General features: G+C 64.7%; 15 protein-coding genes. 9 read left to right on the plus strand and 6 right to left on the minus strand.

Annotated elements, in window-relative coordinates; all coding sequences use genetic code 11:
* Window position 1 precedes the first annotated feature (1 nt).
* From VM054_11220 to VM054_11230, 3 genes are all read left to right on the plus strand, one after another.
* Entirely contained in the window at window positions 2–463 is a 462-nt protein-coding gene (locus tag VM054_11220; GenBank protein ID HUT99628.1) for a DUF488 domain-containing protein, read from the plus strand.
* Between the two features lie 75 nt (window positions 464–538).
* Entirely contained in the window at window positions 539–2,071 is a 1,533-nt protein-coding gene (locus tag VM054_11225) for a Do family serine endopeptidase (protein HUT99629.1), read from the plus strand.
* 22 nt (window positions 2,072–2,093) lie between these two features.
* The gene (locus VM054_11230) at window positions 2,094–2,480 is read left to right on the plus strand and encodes a hypothetical protein (protein ID HUT99630.1); all 387 of its coding nucleotides are present in this window, start codon (window positions 2,094–2,096) and stop codon (window positions 2,478–2,480) included.
* A gap of 242 nt (window positions 2,481–2,722) precedes the next feature.
* Here VM054_11230 and VM054_11235 read toward each other — a convergent pair whose 3' ends face one another.
* The 6 genes from VM054_11235 to VM054_11260 form a co-directional block, all read right to left on the minus strand.
* Window positions 2,723–3,391, minus strand: coding sequence for a tetratricopeptide repeat protein (locus VM054_11235; GenBank protein HUT99631.1), 669 nt, complete (start codon window positions 3,389–3,391; stop codon window positions 2,723–2,725).
* 118 nt (window positions 3,392–3,509) lie between these two features.
* Complete coding sequence (gene ppdK / locus VM054_11240) at window positions 3,510–6,224, minus strand: pyruvate, phosphate dikinase (protein ID HUT99632.1); 2,715 nt, start codon at window positions 6,222–6,224, stop codon at window positions 3,510–3,512.
* Between the two features lie 280 nt (window positions 6,225–6,504).
* Entirely contained in the window at window positions 6,505–7,173 is a 669-nt protein-coding gene (locus VM054_11245) for a GDSL-type esterase/lipase family protein (protein HUT99633.1), read from the minus strand.
* A 209-nt stretch (window positions 7,174–7,382) separates the two neighbouring features.
* Window positions 7,383–8,639 (minus strand): Glu/Leu/Phe/Val dehydrogenase, encoded by a 1,257-nt coding sequence (locus VM054_11250; GenBank protein ID HUT99634.1) that lies wholly within the window; start codon window positions 8,637–8,639, stop codon window positions 7,383–7,385.
* Window positions 8,640–8,834: 195 nt separating this feature from the next.
* Window positions 8,835–9,176: a hypothetical protein gene (locus VM054_11255; GenBank protein ID HUT99635.1), complete on the minus strand. Its 342-nt coding sequence runs from the start codon at window positions 9,174–9,176 to the stop codon at window positions 8,835–8,837.
* Window positions 9,177–9,278: 102 nt separating this feature from the next.
* Window positions 9,279–10,280: a hypothetical protein gene (locus VM054_11260; protein ID HUT99636.1), complete on the minus strand. Its 1,002-nt coding sequence runs from the start codon at window positions 10,278–10,280 to the stop codon at window positions 9,279–9,281.
* 278 nt (window positions 10,281–10,558) lie between these two features.
* On the opposite strand from VM054_11260, the gene VM054_11265 reads away from it, so the two are divergent.
* From VM054_11265 to VM054_11290, 6 genes are all read left to right on the plus strand, one after another.
* On the plus strand, window positions 10,559–11,635 hold the full coding sequence (locus VM054_11265) for an alanine--glyoxylate aminotransferase family protein (protein HUT99637.1): 1,077 nt from the start codon (window positions 10,559–10,561) through the stop codon (window positions 11,633–11,635).
* Window positions 11,636–11,713: 78 nt separating this feature from the next.
* Entirely contained in the window at window positions 11,714–12,622 is a 909-nt protein-coding gene (locus VM054_11270) for a hydroxyacid dehydrogenase (GenBank protein HUT99638.1), read from the plus strand.
* 135 nt (window positions 12,623–12,757) lie between these two features.
* Window positions 12,758–14,755: a tetratricopeptide repeat protein gene (locus tag VM054_11275; protein HUT99639.1), complete on the plus strand. Its 1,998-nt coding sequence runs from the start codon at window positions 12,758–12,760 to the stop codon at window positions 14,753–14,755.
* Window positions 14,756–14,879: 124 nt separating this feature from the next.
* On the plus strand, window positions 14,880–16,370 hold the full coding sequence (gene glnA, locus VM054_11280) for a type I glutamate--ammonia ligase (protein ID HUT99640.1): 1,491 nt from the start codon (window positions 14,880–14,882) through the stop codon (window positions 16,368–16,370).
* A 386-nt stretch (window positions 16,371–16,756) separates the two neighbouring features.
* The gene (gene coaBC, locus VM054_11285) at window positions 16,757–18,001 is read left to right on the plus strand and encodes a bifunctional phosphopantothenoylcysteine decarboxylase/phosphopantothenate--cysteine ligase CoaBC (GenBank protein HUT99641.1); all 1,245 of its coding nucleotides are present in this window, start codon (window positions 16,757–16,759) and stop codon (window positions 17,999–18,001) included.
* Between the two features lie 160 nt (window positions 18,002–18,161).
* Window positions 18,162–18,785 (plus strand): uracil-DNA glycosylase, encoded by a 624-nt coding sequence (locus tag VM054_11290; GenBank protein HUT99642.1) that lies wholly within the window; start codon window positions 18,162–18,164, stop codon window positions 18,783–18,785.
* Window position 18,786: the final 1 nt, after the last annotated feature.

The following is an 18,786-nucleotide window of genomic DNA, read 5'->3' on the forward strand; positions in this document are numbered from 1 at the left end:
CATGGGGTACATCTTCACCATCGGTTACGAGGGCGCGTCCCTCGTTTCTTTTATCGGGACGCTCGAGCGCGAAGGTATAGCGACGCTCCTCGACGTCCGGCGCGACCCCTGGTCCCGCCGGCCCGAATTCCGAAAGCGCGGGCTGGAAGAGGCCCTGGCCGTCGCCGGCATCGCCTACCGCAACGAGCCCCGGCTCGGGGTGCCGAGGGACATCCGGGAGCGCTTCCGCGACGGAGCGGCTCCGGAAATTTTCGCCGCCTGGTACGCCGCCGAGGTGCTGGCCAAAAACACAGACCTGCTGCGGGAGCTGTCTGAATCAGTAAAGTCAACGCCGACCGCCCTTCTGTGCTACGAGGCCGACCCGGCCCGCTGCCACCGGGCTCTTCTGGCCCTGGAGCTCGCCCGCCTGACCGGCCTTCCCGTCCGCCACCTCGCCCCGGCGACCGCGGCGGAGCAGCCGTAAAATTTGGAACTCCGATCCGCCGTCCTTCGTTTAAATTACTGATTTGCCACCCCGAACGCGAAGGAAGTGAGCTAGATGGACCCCGTGGACGAACTGGCCCTGAGGAAGTGGAAGGTTTTGACCTTTACTTTGGCCGCGCTTGTTCTAGGTTTAGGCGTGCTCCTGACGGTCGTGTACGTGAACGGCCCCGGCGAGGCGGCCCCCGCGACGACGAGCACCGTGCAGGCCATCAATCCCGAGGACCTGCCCAAATTCGCCGACACGAACAAGGCCTTCGTGGCCGTGGCCCAGGTAGTCGGCCCGGCGGTGGTGCAGGTGCAGACGGTGACCAAGGTCACCGGCTCTTCCTTCCCCGGTTTCGATTTCAGCCCCCCCGATTTCCCCGGCGGGGACCCGTTTGAGTTCTTCTTCGGCCCCCACGGCGGGCAGGAGAAGGATTTCTACGCCGAGGGGAACGGCTCGGGGGTCATCGTCTCTCCCGAGGGTTACATTCTGACGAACAATCACGTGGTGGAGGGGGCGAAGGAGATCCGGGTCGCCCTGACCGACGGGCGTGAGTTCGACGCCACGGTCGTCGGCGCGGATCCCTCCTCCGACATCGCCGTGATAAAGATCGAGGCCGAGGGGTTGCCCGTGGCGCCCCTGGGTAATTCCGACGACCTCCAGGTTGGGGACTGGGTGGTCGCCCTGGGTAGCCCCTTCGGCCTTGAAAACACGGTCACGGCCGGGATAGTGAGTGCCACCGGCCGGACCAACATGCGCCTGGCGGACTACGAGGACTTCATCCAGACCGACGCCGCCATCAACCCGGGCAACTCCGGCGGCGCCCTGGTCAACCTCGCCGGCCAGGTCGTGGGCATCAACACCGCCATCGCCAGCCGCACCGGCGGCTACATGGGCGTGGGCTTCGCCATCCCGGTCAACCAGGCCAGGGGCGTCATGGATCAGCTCATCGAGACCGGGACGGTGACGCGGGGCTGGCTGGGGGTTTCCATACAGGACGTCACCCCGGCGCTGCGCGAGACCCTCGGGCTGGATGAGGCCGTGAAGGGCGCGCTGGTGGGCGAGGTCATGAGCGACACCCCGGCCGGGGAAGCCGGGATCAAGGTCGGCGACGTCATCGTCGGGATGGACGGCAGGGCGGTGTCGGACGCCAACGATCTGCGGAACCGCGTCGCGGCCGTCCGGCCCGGCAAAAAGGTGCGCCTGGAACTGCTCCGCAACGGCGATGAGCAGGCCGTGACGGTGACCGTCGGCGAGCGGCCCTCCGATCTGACCCCGGCCTCCTCCACGACCCCCGGCGGTCCGCCCACGAGGGGCGGCAAGGAAACCGTCCGCGGCATCACCGTGGGCTCTCTTACGCCCGAGCTGAAGTCCCGGTTGGGTTACGAAGGCAACACCGGCGTCGTGGTCCTGGACGTGGAGGGTTACGGCGAGGCCGCGCGGGTCGGCATCTCGCCCGGTATGGTCATCCTCAAGGCCGACGGCGTCTCGGTGAACGACCCGGCGGAGCTCGGGAAAATCGTCGGGAAAACGGAGGGGCCGGTTCTGCTCTACGTCTGGAGCCACGGCGGGCGGAGCTTCGTCGCCCTGCCCGAGGAGAAGTAGGACCCGAAGGGAAGGGGGAGACGTGCGCCGTTTCCGGTGGATAATTGCCCTGGCGGCGATCGTGCCCGCGGGGGTGCTCCTGGCCAACATCGCGGAGCCGGCGGGGCCGATCGTCGGCTGGGACCAGGTGGGACCCGTTCTCGCCGGGAGCTGCAAGAGCTGCCACGACGCCGAGCTGGCGCTGGGCGGGGTGAACCTGTCCTCCTACGAGGCGGCGTTGTCCGGGGACAGCCCCCCCGCCGTCCCCTACGACATGGGCTCGCCGCTGGTCCGGGTGCTGACCGAGGCGCCCCGCTCGGGGATGCGGGGACCCGACCACACCGCCCTCCTCTCCGCGAAGGAGAAGGACCTCGTCTTCGACTGGATCGAGTGGGGCTGCTACGAGGTGAGCTGGGGCGGGTTGGATTGACCACGCTGACGGTCGTTGAGCGGAAAGTGTCGGGATTGTTCCCGACCCTTTTTGTCATGGTCTCGGGGGCGATGTGCGCCTGGAGAGCGGGCCGACCTAAACGGCGTGCCGTCGGTCGGCCCCTACGAGGGTGATGTGCAGTTCAATAAATTCCCGTAGGGTGGGGGCTGAATACCCTGCCTGTTAATTCGCTCCCCTCCCCGACCCGCTCTCCACGGCCGAATTGATATCCTCCATCATCCCTAGAACTGACCGGATTGATCTAGCTGCTCAAGCCTCTGCGTCAGTTCTCTTCTGGTACTTTCAATCTTCATGGACACTTCGGTGTCGCCCGGATCAATTTCCCTTGCCTTCTCGTAGTAGACGAGCGCCTCTGTAAGGGCGGTGATGGCATGATACTCGGGATTGTCCTCCGGGCTTTCGGCGGACCAAAAGGACTCGGTTAAAGTGATCAAGAAGGGTGATTCTTCCTCAACGGGTTTTATCTTTGCATCGGCACTCTCGCTCTTTGTGTCCCCCAAGCCGACATATGCTTCTGCGATCTCCGGGTTGTCGGAGTTTTCCGCAATCGCTTTAGTCAGATACGCGCTGGCCTCTTCGATATTACCCTCCTTCAGCGCCTCCCAAAACAGATTCAGATAGTGCTCGTCCAGATTCACACCGCCGACAATGACGAGCACGAGTACGATGGAGACTGCGATTAGCCTAATAGTCGTACCGTTACTGCGACGTTGAAGCTCAGCTTTACGAGAAGGCTCCTGGTGGGACGTCAATTTTTCTATTTCTTCGGTGTCCTCCTTTTGTTGTTTGACGGACTTGCGACCCGTTACGAAGTAGTAGATGTTGAGGAAAATAGCTACGGCCGTGCCCAAGTACTTCAACGTCGTCCCCAGAACGTCTACATTAGTCATCATGCGTCCTTTCAAGAGAAAATAGCAGACCCCTCACCATCATTGTAAATTTTCTTTCTTTAAATATGCAAGAGGGACCGGCTGACCGGTCCCTTATTTTGATTGTTTACGCAGTTTTCTAGCTCGCCCCGCGCTTGTCCTCCACGGCGGCCTGGGCCGCGGCCAGCCGGGCGATGGGCACCCGGTAGGGGCTGCACGAGACGTAGTTGAGGCCCACGCGATGGCAGAACTTGACGCTCCGGGGCTCGCCGCCGTGCTCGCCGCAGATGCCCACCTTGAGGTCCGGCCTCGCCTTCCGGCCCATCTTGGTCGCCCAGTCCACCAGCACACCCACCCCCTCCTGGTCGAGCACCTGGAAGGGGTCGTGGGGGAGGATGCCCTTTTTCACGTACATCGGCAGGAACGTCCCCGCGTCGTCGCGCGAGAGGCCGAAGGTCGTCTGCGTCAGGTCGTTGGTGCCGAAGGAGAAGAACTGGGCCTCGCGGGCAATATCTTCGGCGGTGAGCGCCGCCCGGGGCAGCTCGATCATCGTCCCCACCTTGTAGTCCACCCGGATGCCTTTTTCGGCAAAAACCTCCTCGGCCGTCGCCACGACCACTCTCTTCTGGTCGGCAAACTCCTCCCGGCAGCTGGTGAGCGGGATCATGACCTCGGGGCGCGCGTTTATCCCGTTCTTCTTGCACTCGCAGGCGGCCTCGAAAATGGCCCGGACCTGCATGGCCGTTATCTCGGGGTAGGCTATGCCGAGGCGGCATCCGCGGAGACCCAGCATGGGGTTGGACTCGTGGAGCTCGATTACCCGGGCCCGGATTTTCTCCAGCGGTACGCCGACGGCCTGGGCCAGGTCGCGCTGGTCGTCCTCGGTGTGCGGCAAAAACTCGTGCAGCGGCGGGTCCAGGGTGCGGATGGTCACCGGCAGCCCGTCCATGGCGGTGAAGATGCCGATGAAGTCCTCGCGCTGGTAGGGCAGGAGCTTGCCCAGGGCCGTCTTGCGCCCCTTCTCGTCGTCGGCCAGAATCATCTCCCGCATGGCCAGAATCCGCTCGGGGTCGAAGAACATGTGCTCGGTGCGGGTCAGGCCGATGCCCTCGGCGCCGAAGCGCAGCGCCACCTTGGAATCGTGGGGCGTGTCGGCGTTGGTGCGCACCCCCAGGGTGCGGAGCTCGTCGGCCCAGGCCATGAACTCGCCGAAATCGCCGGTGAGCTCCGGGTCCCGGGTCGCCACCTGGCCCTGGATGACCTCGCCGGTGGAGCCGTCGAGGGAGAGCCAGTCGCCCTCCTTCAGGGTCTTGCCGGCGGCGGTGAAGCATTTCTTCGCGTAATCTATGGCGAGGTCGCCGCAGCCGGCCACGCAGCACTTGCCCATCCCGCGGGCTACCACTGCGGCGTGGGAGGTCATCCCCCCGCGGGCGGTGAGGATTCCCACCGCGGCGTTCATGCCGTGGATGTCCTCGGGGCTCGTTTCCAGGCGGACCAGGATGACCCGCTTGCGCTCGCCGGCCCAGGCCTCGGCATCGTCGGCGGTGAAGACGATCTGCCCCGTGGCGGCGCCGGGCGAGGCGGGAAGGCCCTTGGCCACGGTGGTCGCCTGATTTTTCGCCTCCTGGTCGAAGACCGGGTGGAGGAGGTCGTCGAGGCGGTTGGGCTCCACCCGCATGATCGCCTCATCCTTGTTGATGAGCTTCTCCTTCACCATGTCCACGGCGATTTTTACCGCGGCGGCGGCGGTGCGCTTGCCCCGCCGGGTCTGTAGCATCCAGAGCCGGTCCCGCTCGATGGTGAACTCCACGTCCTGCATGTCTTTGTAGTGCCGCTCCAGCTTAGCGCGGATCTCCTCCAACTGCCGGTAGACCTCGGGCATCAGCTCTTCGAGGGAGGGGAACTTGGTCCGGCGCTCATCCTCGCCGATGCCGTTGCCCGCGGCCCATTCCCGGCTGCCGGGGCGGCTTATCTGCTGCGGCGTGCGTATCCCCGCCACCACGTCCTCGCCCTGGGCGTTGACGAGGAACTCGCCGTAGAAGTAGGCGTGGGCGCCGGTGGCCGGGTTGCGGGTGAAGGCCACCCCGGTGGCCGAATCGTCGCCCAAATTGCCGAAGACCATGGTCTGCACGTTGACCGCGGTGCCCCAGTCGTCGGGGATGCCGTTGAGCTTGCGGTATGTGACGGCGCGGGGGGTCTCCCAGGAGCCGAAGACGGCGCCTATCGAGGCCCAGAGCTGCTCTTTGGGATTCGTCGGGAACTCCTCGCCCAGCTCCCGCCGGTAAATTTCCCTGTACCGCCCGACCAGCCTCTCCAGGTCGGCCGCGTCCAGGTCGGTGTCCAGCTCGACGCCCTTGGCGTCCTTGGCCTTCTGGAGGTCGTGCTCGAAGTTTTCCCGGTCCACGCCCCGGACCACGTCGGCGAACATCTCGATGAAGCGGCGGTAGGAATCCCAGCCGAGGCGCGCGTTGCCGGTGGACGCGATGAGGCCCCGGACAGTCTCGTCGTTGAGGCCGAGGTTCAACACGGTGTCCATCATGCCGGGCATGGAGACCCGGGCGCCGGAGCGCACGCTGAACAGAAGCGGGTTTTTCGCATCGCCGAAACGCTTACCCAGAATCTTCTCGGTGGCCGCGAGCGCCCGATCAACCTGGGACTCCAGGTCGGCGGGGTAGGTCTTGTCGTTCTCGTAATAACCCGTGCAGACCTCGGTGGTGATGGTGAAGCCGGGGGGGACGGGGATGCCGAGGCTCGACATCTCGGCCAGGTCCGCGCCCTTGCCGCCCAGGAGGTCCCTCATTTTGGTCGAGCCCTCGGCCTTCCCGGCGCCGAAGGTGTAAACGTACTTCGCCATGCGGTTGAGCTCCTTAAAAAAATCCGGTGTGGCGTCGGGCGCCAGGTGGATAGGTTTGGAGCGGATGATAGCACAGCGGGCCCGGAAGGGCAATCCTCGCCGCCGTCGGTGGGAAGGGGCGTCGCCGTCGTCTTGCCGCTTAAAAAAACCGGGACAGTTTCGGATTGGCTGGAGTCGGGCGGGAAGGATTCGTCGGAGGCGTTGTGTCGTTTCGCCCCTCGCCTAAAAGAAACGCCCCGCGGGGGGCGTTTGAGATCGAAAAAAGTCTTCCGGGTGCGCATCAGCGGTAGAGGGCCTTTATCCACCCGAAGGTCGCATCGGCGGTGGTCAGCTCCACGCCCTCCAGGGTGGGAATCACGTGGGGGCCGAGGACGTCGTAGCCGTCCTGGTTGGGGTGGAGTCCATCGCCGTCGTGGTACTGCCGTGGCAGTTGCCCGTCGGCGTCGGCGATCCAGGTGTAGTAGTCCATGCACTCCCAGCCGTTGGTCGCGCACCAGCTACGGACCCAGGCGTCGAACTCGATGATGTCGTCGAGCTGGGCCTGGGTGTTGTCGCCGTAGCCCACGTCAATGGGCAGCGTGGTGGCCGGAACCGGCACCGCTCCGATACTCTCGCAGAAATCGGCGATGTCCTGCATGAAGCCCTTCATGGCCTCCAGATCGGTGTCCCCGCCCGTATCGAAGTAGGCCCCGCATTCCTTGAACGTGACGATGTCCGGACCATACGCCTGCACGTCGGGGAAAACCGACGACTTGTCCGCCTGGAATTCGATTACCTTGTGAAAATCGTAGTCGGGGAAGAACTCGTCGTAGGTGGGGTAGTGGAACGCCTCGGTGATGGAGGCGCCCAGGAAGACGACCACGGCGTCGTCAAGGTCGGTTGGTCCGGCTCCGGTGGTGGTGGTGCAGGAGACGCACAGTATGAGGGACAAGAGAAGAATGTTGCGCATGGGTTCCCCTCCCTTTTCTGACGGTGTTTCTTTTACGGTTGGAGCATAAACCTGCGGCGCGGCGGATTCAAGGGAAAAAGGGCCCTCCGATGGAAAGCCCCTCGGCCTTTCGATGCGCCATCGTTGAACGTGGTTTTCAAGTGCGGACGAAGCCCGTCGAACGTAAAAAAGAGGGGCCCGCGGGCCCCTCGTGCTCAGGCGCGATAGGACTACACCCAGCCGCGGAGTCTGACCGCGTCGGCGACGCGCTTGACCGCGACCATGTACGCCGCCAGCCGCATGTGCACGTTCTGCTTTTTGTGCATGTCGTACACGGCGTAGTAGGCGTTGGTCATCTTCTCGTCGAGCTGCTTCCGCACGTCCGGGAGCGTCCAGTAGTAGTTGTAGGTGCCCTGGACCTGCTCGAAGTAGGAAACGGTCACGCCACCGGCGTTGGCCAGGAAGTCGGGGATGACGTGGATGCCGTTCTTGTGCAGGATGACGTCGGCGTCCGGTGTCGTCGGGCCGTTGGCCAGCTCGCAGGAGATCTTGCACTTGATCTTGGCCGCGTTCTCCTTGGTGATGACGTTCTCCAGGGCCGAGGGGTAGAGGACGTCCACGGGCAGCTCGAGGAGCTCCTCGTTGGATATCTTCTTCTCGGCCTTGGGGTAGGTGGTGACGGTGCCCTTCTCGAGCTTCCACTTCACCAGGTCGTGCGGATCGAAGCCCGCGGCGGAGTAGATGCCGCCTCTCGAATCGGACACGGCGACCAGCTTGCCCCCGCCCAGAACTTCCTTGTGGAGGGTGGCGGCGAACTGGCCCGCGTTGCCGAATCCCTGGACGGCATAGGTGGCCTTGGCCGGGTCAATCTTGAATATCTTGCAGGCCTCGCGGACGGTGAAGATGCCGCCGCGGGCGGTGGCGTCACCGCGGCCCTGGGATCCGCCGAGCTCCAACGGCTTGCCGGTGATGACGGCGGGGTGGTTGCGGCCGACGATGGTCTCGTACTCATCCATCATCCAGGCCATGATCTGGGGGGTGGTGTAGACGTCGGGGGCGGGGACGTCACGGTGCTCGCCCAGCTCGCGGGCGATGACGCGCATCCAGCCCCGGGCCAGCCGCTCCTTTTCACCATCGGAGAGCTCTTTGGGGTTGCAGGTCACGCCGCCCTTGGCGCCGCCGAGGGGGATGTCCACCACGGAGCACTTCCAGGTCATCCACGCCGCCAGGGCGCGGACGGTGTCTATGGTCTCGTCCGGGTGCCAACGGATGCCGCCCTTGCCCGGGCCACGGGCGTCGTTGTACTGGACGCGGTAGCCGTGGAAAACCTTGGTCTTCCCGTTGTCCATTTTCACCGGGATGGTGAATTTGTACTCGCGGCGGGGCCAGCGCAGGATCTCGCACATGGGGGCCTCGAGGCCGAGCTTCTTGGCGGCCTCGTCGAACTGGGCCTGGGCGATCTTGAAGGGATTGAGTTCTTCGGCCATCTATCAGCTCCTTGGAGGTTCAGATGGTTGCGGTGTTACGGGCGCCTGAAGGGGGGCGCCGAATTCCCCCCGGCCTTCGGGGACCGGTTGTTTACACGAAGCTTATAAATCCTCTCCGCTGAGCCGCCGGGGCGGTTCTCCCCGTGTCCCCCCGGCAACGGCGCCGAAAGCGGTATGATTCCTAATCAGCGACCGCTACTCCTTCTTCTTCCACCGTCTCGTGCGGATAATCTCGCCGTTCCCGCGCCAGAAGATGATGACGCCCAGGAGAAATCCCAGGTCGTAGGCCCACCCCACGTTGGCCGCCTCATAGACCTTTACCGTGTCCGTGAACAGCGAGATGATGAAGCTAAACAAGAGGATGAATCCGTGCCAAAGACCGGCCCAGAAGTCGGCGGGGCTATCACCGTTGAAATGCTCCACGTTCCCCGCCGCGCATCCGGCGAACGTCAGGGTGACGCCCGCCAGAACCAATATGCAGAATACCCGGCGCAGTCGGGCCCGTCTGGTTTTTGGGGGGTTGAGTTCTTCGGACATGTGCTCGTTCCTCGAAGGTTCAGCGGGTCGCGGTTTCAGGGACGTCGTTACTGATGACCCTCTCCGCCCCTTTAAACTCGATGACCGACCGCGCTCTTCCTCTTACAGACCGGCCTCGTCCGCCAGGGCCACGACCAGGTCGGTGGTCCCCGGCACCACGGAGAGGCTCAGGGTGATCTTTTTCTCCTCGGGGTCCACGAGGCTGAGCGTGCCCGCCCGGTCCACCACCACCAGGTTGCCGTCGGGGGCCACCGCCCCGTCCACTATCTCCGCGCCCCCGAGCCGGATGGCCTGAAGATCGAAGCTCACCAGAGGCTCGTTCAGGTAACCCGTCCAGGTGGTGAAGACACTGTCCCTGGAGGTGAAGAGAATCTCCCCGCCGTCGGGGGTGAAGCCGACGAAGCGGACCGGGTCGGCCAGCTCCTCGGTGTAGGTCACCTCGGGATTCTCACCCAGAGCGATGAGGGAGACGTCGCCGTTGGCGCAGCCGACGGCCGCGTAATCTCCCCTCGGGGAAATCGCCACGCAGAGCGGCTCGGCTCCCAGGTTGACGTGCTGGCCGGTGGACTCCTCCAGGTTGCACACCGTCACCCGCTCGTAGATCGGCGTGTCGGTTATCCCCTGTTCGCGCCAGTCCACGAAGCGCTGCGCGTAGATGAACCACCGGGCGTCGGCGGAGACGGCGTAGGCGAAACTGTTCTGGGTGTCCGGGAGGTAGGCCAACTGATCGAATTTGTAGCCGTCCACCTCGTAGCGGAAAACGCCGCCGAGTCCCGGGGCGTAGTAGTGCGCCGAATCGTGGGCGCTAAAAACAGGGTGAACGTAAGGAAGCCTCTTGACCGGGCTCCCCGTGAAAGGCCGGAGTACGTGGGTCTGTCCGTCGGAGCGGCAGGAAACGTAGAGGTACTCCAGGTCCGGGGTAAGTGAGAGGTGGGTCGGTGCCGCGTCGAGGTCGAAGCTGGTGAGAATCTCCCCGGTCGTCAGGTCCAGAACCTCGACCCGCTCGGCCTCCCCCGAGGCGACCCATGCGAGCAGGTGTTCGGCGGCGATCGAAGCCGATGAGAGCAGGATGGCGACCCCTGCAATCCACACACGGCTGCGCACAACCCTCCCGGTTTTTCGCTTCGCGTTACTTCGTTTCTGCCGAAAGACCTTGGGCAGTATATTTGCGGCGGCATTCATTGTCAACCCCGGCGGGGATTCTATTCGTGAAAAAAATAGCGGAATTCAACCGCCGCCCCATCACCCCCTTGACGAGTGAAAATCGGCTTGGGTAGGCCATTTTCCCTATCTGGGTTCCCCTTGACAGTCAACCGCCCCTCGCGTACAATTGCCCCCGCTCTAGAACCGGCATTTCTACCTCTTTAAGTCCAGGAGGATCGATGCACAAGAAGCTCTTCATCCCGGGCCCCGTCGAGGTAACCCCCGAGTCGCTCCACGATATGGCCGTACCTATGGTCGGGCACCGGTCCAAGGATTACGAGAAGATCCACGCCTTCTGCGTGGACAACGTGAAGAAGGTCCTCTACACGGACAAGTTCATCTGGATCGGGACCTGCTCCTCCACCGGGCTTATGGAGGGGGCGATTCTCAACCTGTGCAAGAAAAAGATCCTCTCGGTCGTCGTCGGCGCCTTCAGCGACCGCTGGCACACCATCGCCGCGGCCAACGGCAAAGACAGCGAGCGTCTGGATTACGAATGGGGCAAGGCGGCCAAGCCCGAGGACATTGACAAAATGCTCGCCAAGGGCGGCTTCGACCTGGTGACCTTGGTCTTCAACGAGACCTCCACCGGGGTGATGTCCCCGCTGAAGGAAATTGCGGATGTGGTGAAAAAATACCCGGACGTGATCCTCGCCGTGGACGCGGTTTCCGGGATGGCTGCTGCCAAAGTCGAGGTGGACGCCTGGGGCATAGATTACATCCTGGCCGGCACCCAGAAGGCCTGGAGCCTGCCTCCGGGACTGGCCGTGGCCGCGGTGAGCGAGAAATGCTTCCAGCGCGCCGAGACGGTGGAGAATCGCGGCTTCTACTTCGATCTCCTCAGCGCCAGGGAGTACGCCGCCGGCAAGCGAACCAACCAAACCCCCTCGACCCCGGGCATCAGCCTGGTGTACGCCCTGGGCAAGCAGGCGGAGCGTTACTCCAAGGATCTGGAGGCCCACTGGGCCAAGCACGTCGAGATGGCCAAGCTCGTCCGTGGATGGGCCAAGAGCCGGGGATTCGAGCTCTTCCCCGAGCCCGGCTACGAGAGTCTGTCCCTCACCTGCATCACGAACACCAAGGGCATCTCCGTGGCCGACCTCAACTCCGAGCTGGGCAAGCGCGGATACTCGCTCTCCAACGGCTACGGCAAGCTCAAGGAGAAGACCTTCCGCATCGCCCACATGGGGACGATGACGCTGCCCGAGGTCCGTGACCTCCTGTTGAACGTGGACGACATCCTCGGTTTCAAATAGGTTGAAGGGGTCGCCCCCTAGCGGGCGGCTTCCTCAGTACCCATCCCGAAGGGATTTTAGACTCCGATTGGAGGAGCGATGAAGGTTCTCATCTGCGATGCCGTGGCCGAGGACGCCGTCAAGATGATGCAGGACTTGGGCCACGAGGTGATCGTGAAGACCGGAATGACCCCGGAGGAGCTGGTCGCCGAGGTGCCGAGCTACGAAGTCGCCATCGTCCGTTCGGCGACCAAGTTCCGCCAGCCCGCCATTGACGCCGGAACCAGCCTCAAGCTGATCATGCGCGGCGGGGTCGGTATAGACAACATAGACGCCGATTACGCCCGCGAGAAGGGCATCCTGGTCTGGAACACCCCGGCCGCCTCGAGCGCCGGCGTGGCCGAGCTGGCCGTCGGCCTCATGTTCGCCGTGAGCCGCCACATCTGCCGCGCCGATGTTTCCGTGAAGAAGGGCCAGTGGGAGAAGAAGCTCTTCAAGGGCAACGAGCTGGGCGGCAAGGTTCTGGGCATCATCGGTCTGGGGCGCATCGGTACCGAGGTCGCCAAACGCGCCAAGGGCCTGGGAATGAGCGTCATCGGTTTCGACCCCCTCGTCGAGGAGTGCGACTACGCCCGTATGGTGACCTTCGACAGGCTCCTGGCCGATTCCGACATCATCACCCTCCACCTGCCGCATACCAAGGACACCCACCACATCATCTCGGACCCCGAGTTCGCGAAGATGAAGGACGACGTGATTCTGATCAACGTCGCCCGAGGCGGAGTGGTCAACGAGGAGGCCCTTGTCCGGGCGCTCGAATCGGGCAAAGTGGGCCGGGCCGCCGTGGACGTCTTCGAGGTCGAACCGATGGACCCCAAGAACACGCTTAAGAAGTTCGACAACGTGATACTCACCCCCCACATCGGCGCCTCGAGCGTGGAGAGCCAGGGCCGCATCGGCTACGAGCTGGTGGACAAGCTGGAGCGCTTCGCCAAGGGCAATTACTAGAAGGCCCGTCACGAGCCAGGGCGGCCTCGGCCGCCCTTTTTTTGGGCTGACAAAAGGAGGATTTTGTTGTAATGTAAAAAGATGCAGCGGGTTTTCGCCAATCCACGCCTTTGACACGCTCAACAGAGCGCTGCCATGAGTGATGTACTCAAGCGATTCGAAGAGGCCCTGGTCCGCCTGGGGAGCCTGAACGGGCTCCCCCCGCCGGCCTTCCCCACGTGCCTCGGGGGGACCGGGGCGCTGGAACATCTTCTCGCGGCCCTGGAGGAGGCGTCCGCGGGACGCTGGAACGCCGTGGTGGACGCGATTCGCAGCGCGGACAAGGCTTCCGATACCGACGCCCGGCGGGCGCACGTGTACAAGGCCGCCGGGTTGCTCCGGTATCTGCGCGGGGACTGGGAGGGGGCGGCGGAGGCTTACGCGGACGCCCTCGCCCGCGCCGAGTCCGCGGCGGACGAGACGGCCGAGCTCGAGTCCCTTGCCGGCCTCGGCAATAGCGAGCTGAAACGCGCGAATACGGAGCGGGCCGAGGATCTCTTCCACCGGGGACTGGAGCGGGCCGCCGATTCCGGACGGCGGGACCTCGCCGGAACTTTCCTCGCAGGTCTGGGGCGCGTCTGCCGGGTGCGGGGGGACTCCGACGGGGCCCTCGGGCGTTTTTCCGAGGCGCGGGAGGTATTCAAAGAAATAGACGACGGGCTCCACGAGGTCGCGATGCTCGTCGAGCAAGGTGCGGAGTACCGCACGAAGGGCGACTACGCCCGGGCGGTGGAGATTCTCGATTCTGCGCTCGGACTGAGCGCCGGTCAGCCGGTTGCGATGGCGAAATCGCTCGTCGAGATGGGCCGGGTCCACGTCCGCACGTGCGACTACGAGGCGGCGAAGCAGGTCTTCCAGCGGGCCAGGGACATCGCCGAAGAGATCGGTGATCAGCGGCTCGTCTCCAGCGTTTACAACAATCTGGGCAACGTGCACTTCTACGAGTGTGACTACTCCTCCTCGATTCAGGCCTACGAGAAGGCGCTGGCCATCAACCGGCGCCTGGGCGACCAGGCCGTGACGAGCCACATCATCCACAACCTCGGCTCGGTTTTTTTCCGCAAGGGCGATTACCCCGCCGCGCTGCGGGCCTACGAGCAGGCGCTGGAGCTCGAGCGCCGGCAGGGGAACACGACGGCGGCGGCCCGTTGCCTGGGCAACGTGGGCATCATCCGACGGGTGCGCTGCGAGTTCGGGGAGAGCATCGCGGCCTACCGCGAGGCCCTGCAAATAGACATCGAACGCGACGACGTGTTCGGCCAGTCGGTCACGATGTCCAACCTTTCGAGCGTGTACCTCGAGATTGGGGGATTCGACGAGGCCGGGGAACTGCTTGAGAAGACCCTGGAACTAAACCGGCGCTCCGGCATCCCCGTGACCGAGGCCCACTGTCGGGGGAACCTCGGGCTGCTCGAGTTCTACCGGGGGGACTTCGACCGGGCGGAGGAGCTCTTGAGCGAGGCGCTCCGGATTCACGCCGGGATCAAGAACCACTTCCTCGAGGCCTGGACCCTGAACTCCCTCGGGCGGGTGGCGTGTGAGCGTGGCGACGACGGGACGGCCCTGGAGCATTTCACCCGCGCCCTGGACCTGCACCGACGGCTGGACCACCGGGAGGGGCAGGCGGAGTCCATGTCCAACCGGGGGCTGGTCCTTTCACGCCTGGGGAGGTGGGGCGGGGCTCTCGCCGACCTGAAGGGGGCGGCCCACATCGCCGAGGGGATACAGAACCCCGTCCAGGAGGCCCGGGTGATGTGTCGGCTGGGCGAGGTGCTGGTGGCCAACGACGACTACGTCACGGCTCACCCACTGCTGATGCGCTCCTACCGGGTTTTTCACCGGTACGGCGTCCCCCTCGAGCGCACCGAGGCGCTGGGGCTTTTGGGTCGGCTGGCGCGGGGGCTGGGACATGGGGAGCTGGCCTGCGCCTATCTCCGGGCCGCGGTGGAGGGTTACACTTCCCTGGGTGCGCTGCCGGGGCGCATCGTCCGGCTGAATGGGCTTCTCGCCGAGTGCGGCGCGGGGATTGATTCCAAGGAAGTCCCCGACCTCGACCTGGACACACCCCCGGAGATTCCGCTCGCGTCCGGGTGAAATACGCGCCGGTCCGGGGGGATTGACGGGCCCCTTGGTTGACAGGCGCCGGCGGGGCGGATAGAATCCACTTAACTGACAAAGAGCGGGCGTTCCCTTTTTTTACCCCCACGGGGAGACGGTCATGTACAAGTTCGACTTCAACCACGAGACCACGGCCGAGGAAATCAAAAGCCGCTTCGAGGAGGAGGAAATCACCACGGTGGACCTGAAGTACGTGGACCTCCCCGGCCGCTGGCACCACGTGACCCTCCCGGTGGAGTTTTTGGACGAGAAGGTCTTCACCCGGGGGGTGGGCTTCGACGGCTCGGCCATCGCCGGCTTCCAGCGCAAAGTCACCGGCGGGGACATGGTGCTCATCCCGGACAAGACCACGGCGATGGAGGACGTCTTCTGGGAGGAGCCGTGCGTTAGCTTCATCTGCGACTGCTGCACCGCCGGGACCGGCGAGCCCTTCTCCGGCGATCCCCGGCAGGTCGCCAAGCGGGCTCTGGCCTACGTCCGCAGTTTCCTGAAGAAGAACAAGCTGGCCGGGGAAGCCGGCGCCGCCGACGCCCTCTTCTCCCCCGAGTTCGAGTTCTTCATCTTCGACAAGGTCGTCTTCACCAAGCGCGACAACGCCCTGGGCTACGAGTTCGACTGCGACGAGGCCGATTGGAACTACGGCCCCTCGGAGCACGGGAACCTGGGATACCAGATCAAGCACCAGGACGGCTACCACGCCGTCAACCCCCGGGACAAGACCCACGACCTGCGCACCGAGGTGATGCGGCTCTTGACCGAGATGGACATCCCGGTGAAGTACCACCACCACGAGGTGGGTGGTCCGGGGCAGCAGGAGATAGAGGTCCTCTTCAACGACCTCGCGCGCACGGCCGACAACGGGATGTGGATCAAGTACGTGATACAGAACCTGGCCGTCCTCGCCGGGAAAACCGCCACCTTCATGCCCAAGCCCATCTACGGGGTCAACGGGTCTGGGATGCACTTCCACCAGTACCTCTGCCGGGGCGACGGGGAATCCGCCTTCGCCGGGGACGACGAGACGGGTCTCAACCGTCTGGCGCGGGCCTACACGGCGGGTGTGCTCAAGCACGCCCGGAGCCTGGCCGCCCTGTGCTGCGCCAGTACCAATTCATACAAGCGGCTGGTGGAGGGCTACGAGGCGCCGGTGTGGCTCTTCTACGCCATGGCCAACCGGGAGGCGGCGGTGCGCGTCCCGGCCTACGCGTCGCCCGAAAAGCGGCGGATAGAGTTCCGCCCCTCCGACGCCACCGGCAACATCTACCTCTCCCTGGCCGCGCAACTTTTAGCCGGGCTGGACGGCATCAAGGACGCCCTGGATCCAGCCGAGCTGGGCTACGGACCGTTCGGTCCCGAGGGCATGGGCCGGATGAGCGGCCTGGTCGGGCCCGAGCGCAAGAAGCACCTCATGCCCCGCGACTTCGTCCAGGCGCTCCACTCCCTGGAGAACGACCACGCGTACCTCAAGGCCGGGGGGGTGTTCGATGAGGAGCTCATCGCCGCCTACCTCGCCTACAAGCGGGAGAACGAGATAAATAGAATCGTCAACCGCCCGCACCCCTACGAGATTTTCCTGTACTACGACCTGTAGTTTTTGGTTGTGTAAAAAGCGGCGGGGACTGAAGTCCCCGCCCTACGTTTAGTTCAACGGAGGTTGACACAATCACGGGCGGGTGTGGACACCCGCCCCTACGGCCGATAGACCGTCGTTGGCGTAGGACGGCGATTTTGTGTGCCTCCACGGTTTCCCTCTCCCTGTGGGAGAGGGGTAGGGGTGAGGGCTACATCAGGAAAAACGGCGGGGTTGGGAAACCCCGCCCTATGGGATGTAATTTAATCGCGCGTCACCCTCGTAGGAGCCGACCTTTAGGTCGGCCCGAGGGCGGGTCTGAAGACTAGCCCCTACATCAGAGCAATCCGGACCCCCCGCCGTGTTATAATGCCAACGTCTTTTTAAGCGGGTTTTGGGAGGCTCGTATGGACCGCGCAATCGACTACGAACGGGTGAGGGGGAGCCGGGTCCTCCTGGGCGTGACCGGAGGGATCGCGGTCTACAAGGCGTGCGAGCTGGCGCGCGAGTTCGTCCGGCACGGCGTCGAGGTGGACACCGTCCTGACGGCCAACGCGGCCCGGTTCGTAACGCCGCTGACCTTTTCCTCACTCACCGGCCGGCCGGCCCTGGTCGAGATGTTCTCCTCCTCGGGCGAGCCCGAGTACCGCCACCTGGACCTGGCCCGGGAGGCGGACCTCTGCGTCGTCGCCCCGGCCACGGCCAACCTTCTCGGCAAGCTCTACTCCGGTGTGGCCGACGACCTGCTCACCACCACCCTGTTGGCGGTGAAGTGCCCCGTCCTCATCGCCCCGGCGATGAACACCCGCCTGTGGACGAACTCCCAGGTGGTGCGCAACGTGCGGGAGCTCAAGGTACTGGGCTATCATTTCGTGGACCCGGTGGAGGGCGATCTGGCCTGCGGCGAGGAGGGAGTCGGGCGGCTGGCGCCCATCGAGACTATCTCCATGCGCGCCCTGGAGCTTTTGTCCCAGACCCAGGACCTGGAAGGCTTCAACGTGCTGGTCACGGCCGGGGCCACGCGGGAGGCGCTCGACCCGGTGCGGTTCATCTCCAACCCGGCCTCGGGGAAGATGGGGTTCGCCCTCGCCGAGGCTGCGCGGCTGCGCGGGGGGAAGGTGGCCCTCGTCTCCGGCCCGACCTCACTGACGCCGCCCGCCGGGGTCCGCTTCCACCAGGTGACCACCGCCGTGGAGATGCTCGATGCGGTAGAGCGGAGCTACCCGGACTGTCACATCTTCATCTCCGCCGCCGCGGTGAGCGACTACGCCCCCGAGATTGTCGCCGGCGAGAAGATAAAGAAGGGTGATAAAGATATCAGCGTCAAGCTCAAGCCGGCCCCGGACATCCTCCTATCCTTTAGCGAGAGGAAGGGCAGGCGCGTCCACGTGGGGTTCGCCATGGAGACCAGCGACCTGGTCTCCAACGCCACCGCCAAGCTGGAGGAGAAGAACCTGGACCTCATCGTGGCCAACGACATCACCGTGGAGGGCGCCGGCTTCGCCGTGGACACCAACGTGGTGACCGTCATAGACTCTAAGGGCGCCGTGGAGACCTACCCCAAGATGTCCAAGCGGACCCTGGCCTACATCATCATTGACCGGGTGGTGGAGTTGGTCCAGGAACGGCTGCAGTTATCGAGCAAGCCCTAAACCGGTGGGCGGCGGTGGCTCACTCCTGGCGGAGCAGCTTGCCCTCTGGGCGAGGGTGGGTCTGGTGTACCTCCCCCGGCCCGTCCCCGCGCCGTCGGTGGAAACCCCCGAGCCGGCCGCGAAACCGGAAAAAACCATTCCTAAAAGCGACGACGGTGTGATGCCTTTGACCGCCCTGCCGCCCGAGGGCGACCTCTTTGCCGAGAAGCCCGGGACATGGCCCGACCTGGCGGCCTGTGAGGCCGACGCCGCCGGATGCACCAAGTGCGAGCTCTCCCGGACCCGCAACAGCGTGGTTTTCGGCGAGGGGGCGCCCGACGCGCGGCTGATGTTCATCGGCGAGGCTCCGGGGGCGGACGAGGATGCCCAGGGCCGTCCCTTCGTAGGGCGGGCCGGGAAGCTCCTGGACAAGATGATCGCGGCGATGGGCCTGGCGCGGGGTGAGGTTTACATCGCCAACATCCTCAAGTGCCGGCCGCCGGGCAACCGGGACCCGCTGCCCGCCGAGGCGGCCGCCTGTCGTCCCTACCTGGAGGCCCAGATAAACCTCATCGCGCCGGAGTTCATCTGCTGCCTGGGCCGACACGCCGCCATCCGCCTCCTGGGCCGCGACGAGCCCATCTCCCGGCTCCGGGGCGCCATCCACCGATACAACGAGCGCACCCGGGTCATCGTCACCTACCACCCGGCCTACTGCCTGCGCAACCCGGACTCCAAGCGCGACGTTTGGCAGGACCTGCAGGTCGTCATGGGTGAGCTGGGGCTCGAACCCCCGCGACGCTAGG

Source organism: bacterium, assembly GCA_035528375.1.
Lineage (GTDB): Bacteria > RBG-13-66-14 > RBG-13-66-14 > RBG-13-66-14 > RBG-13-66-14 > RBG-13-66-14.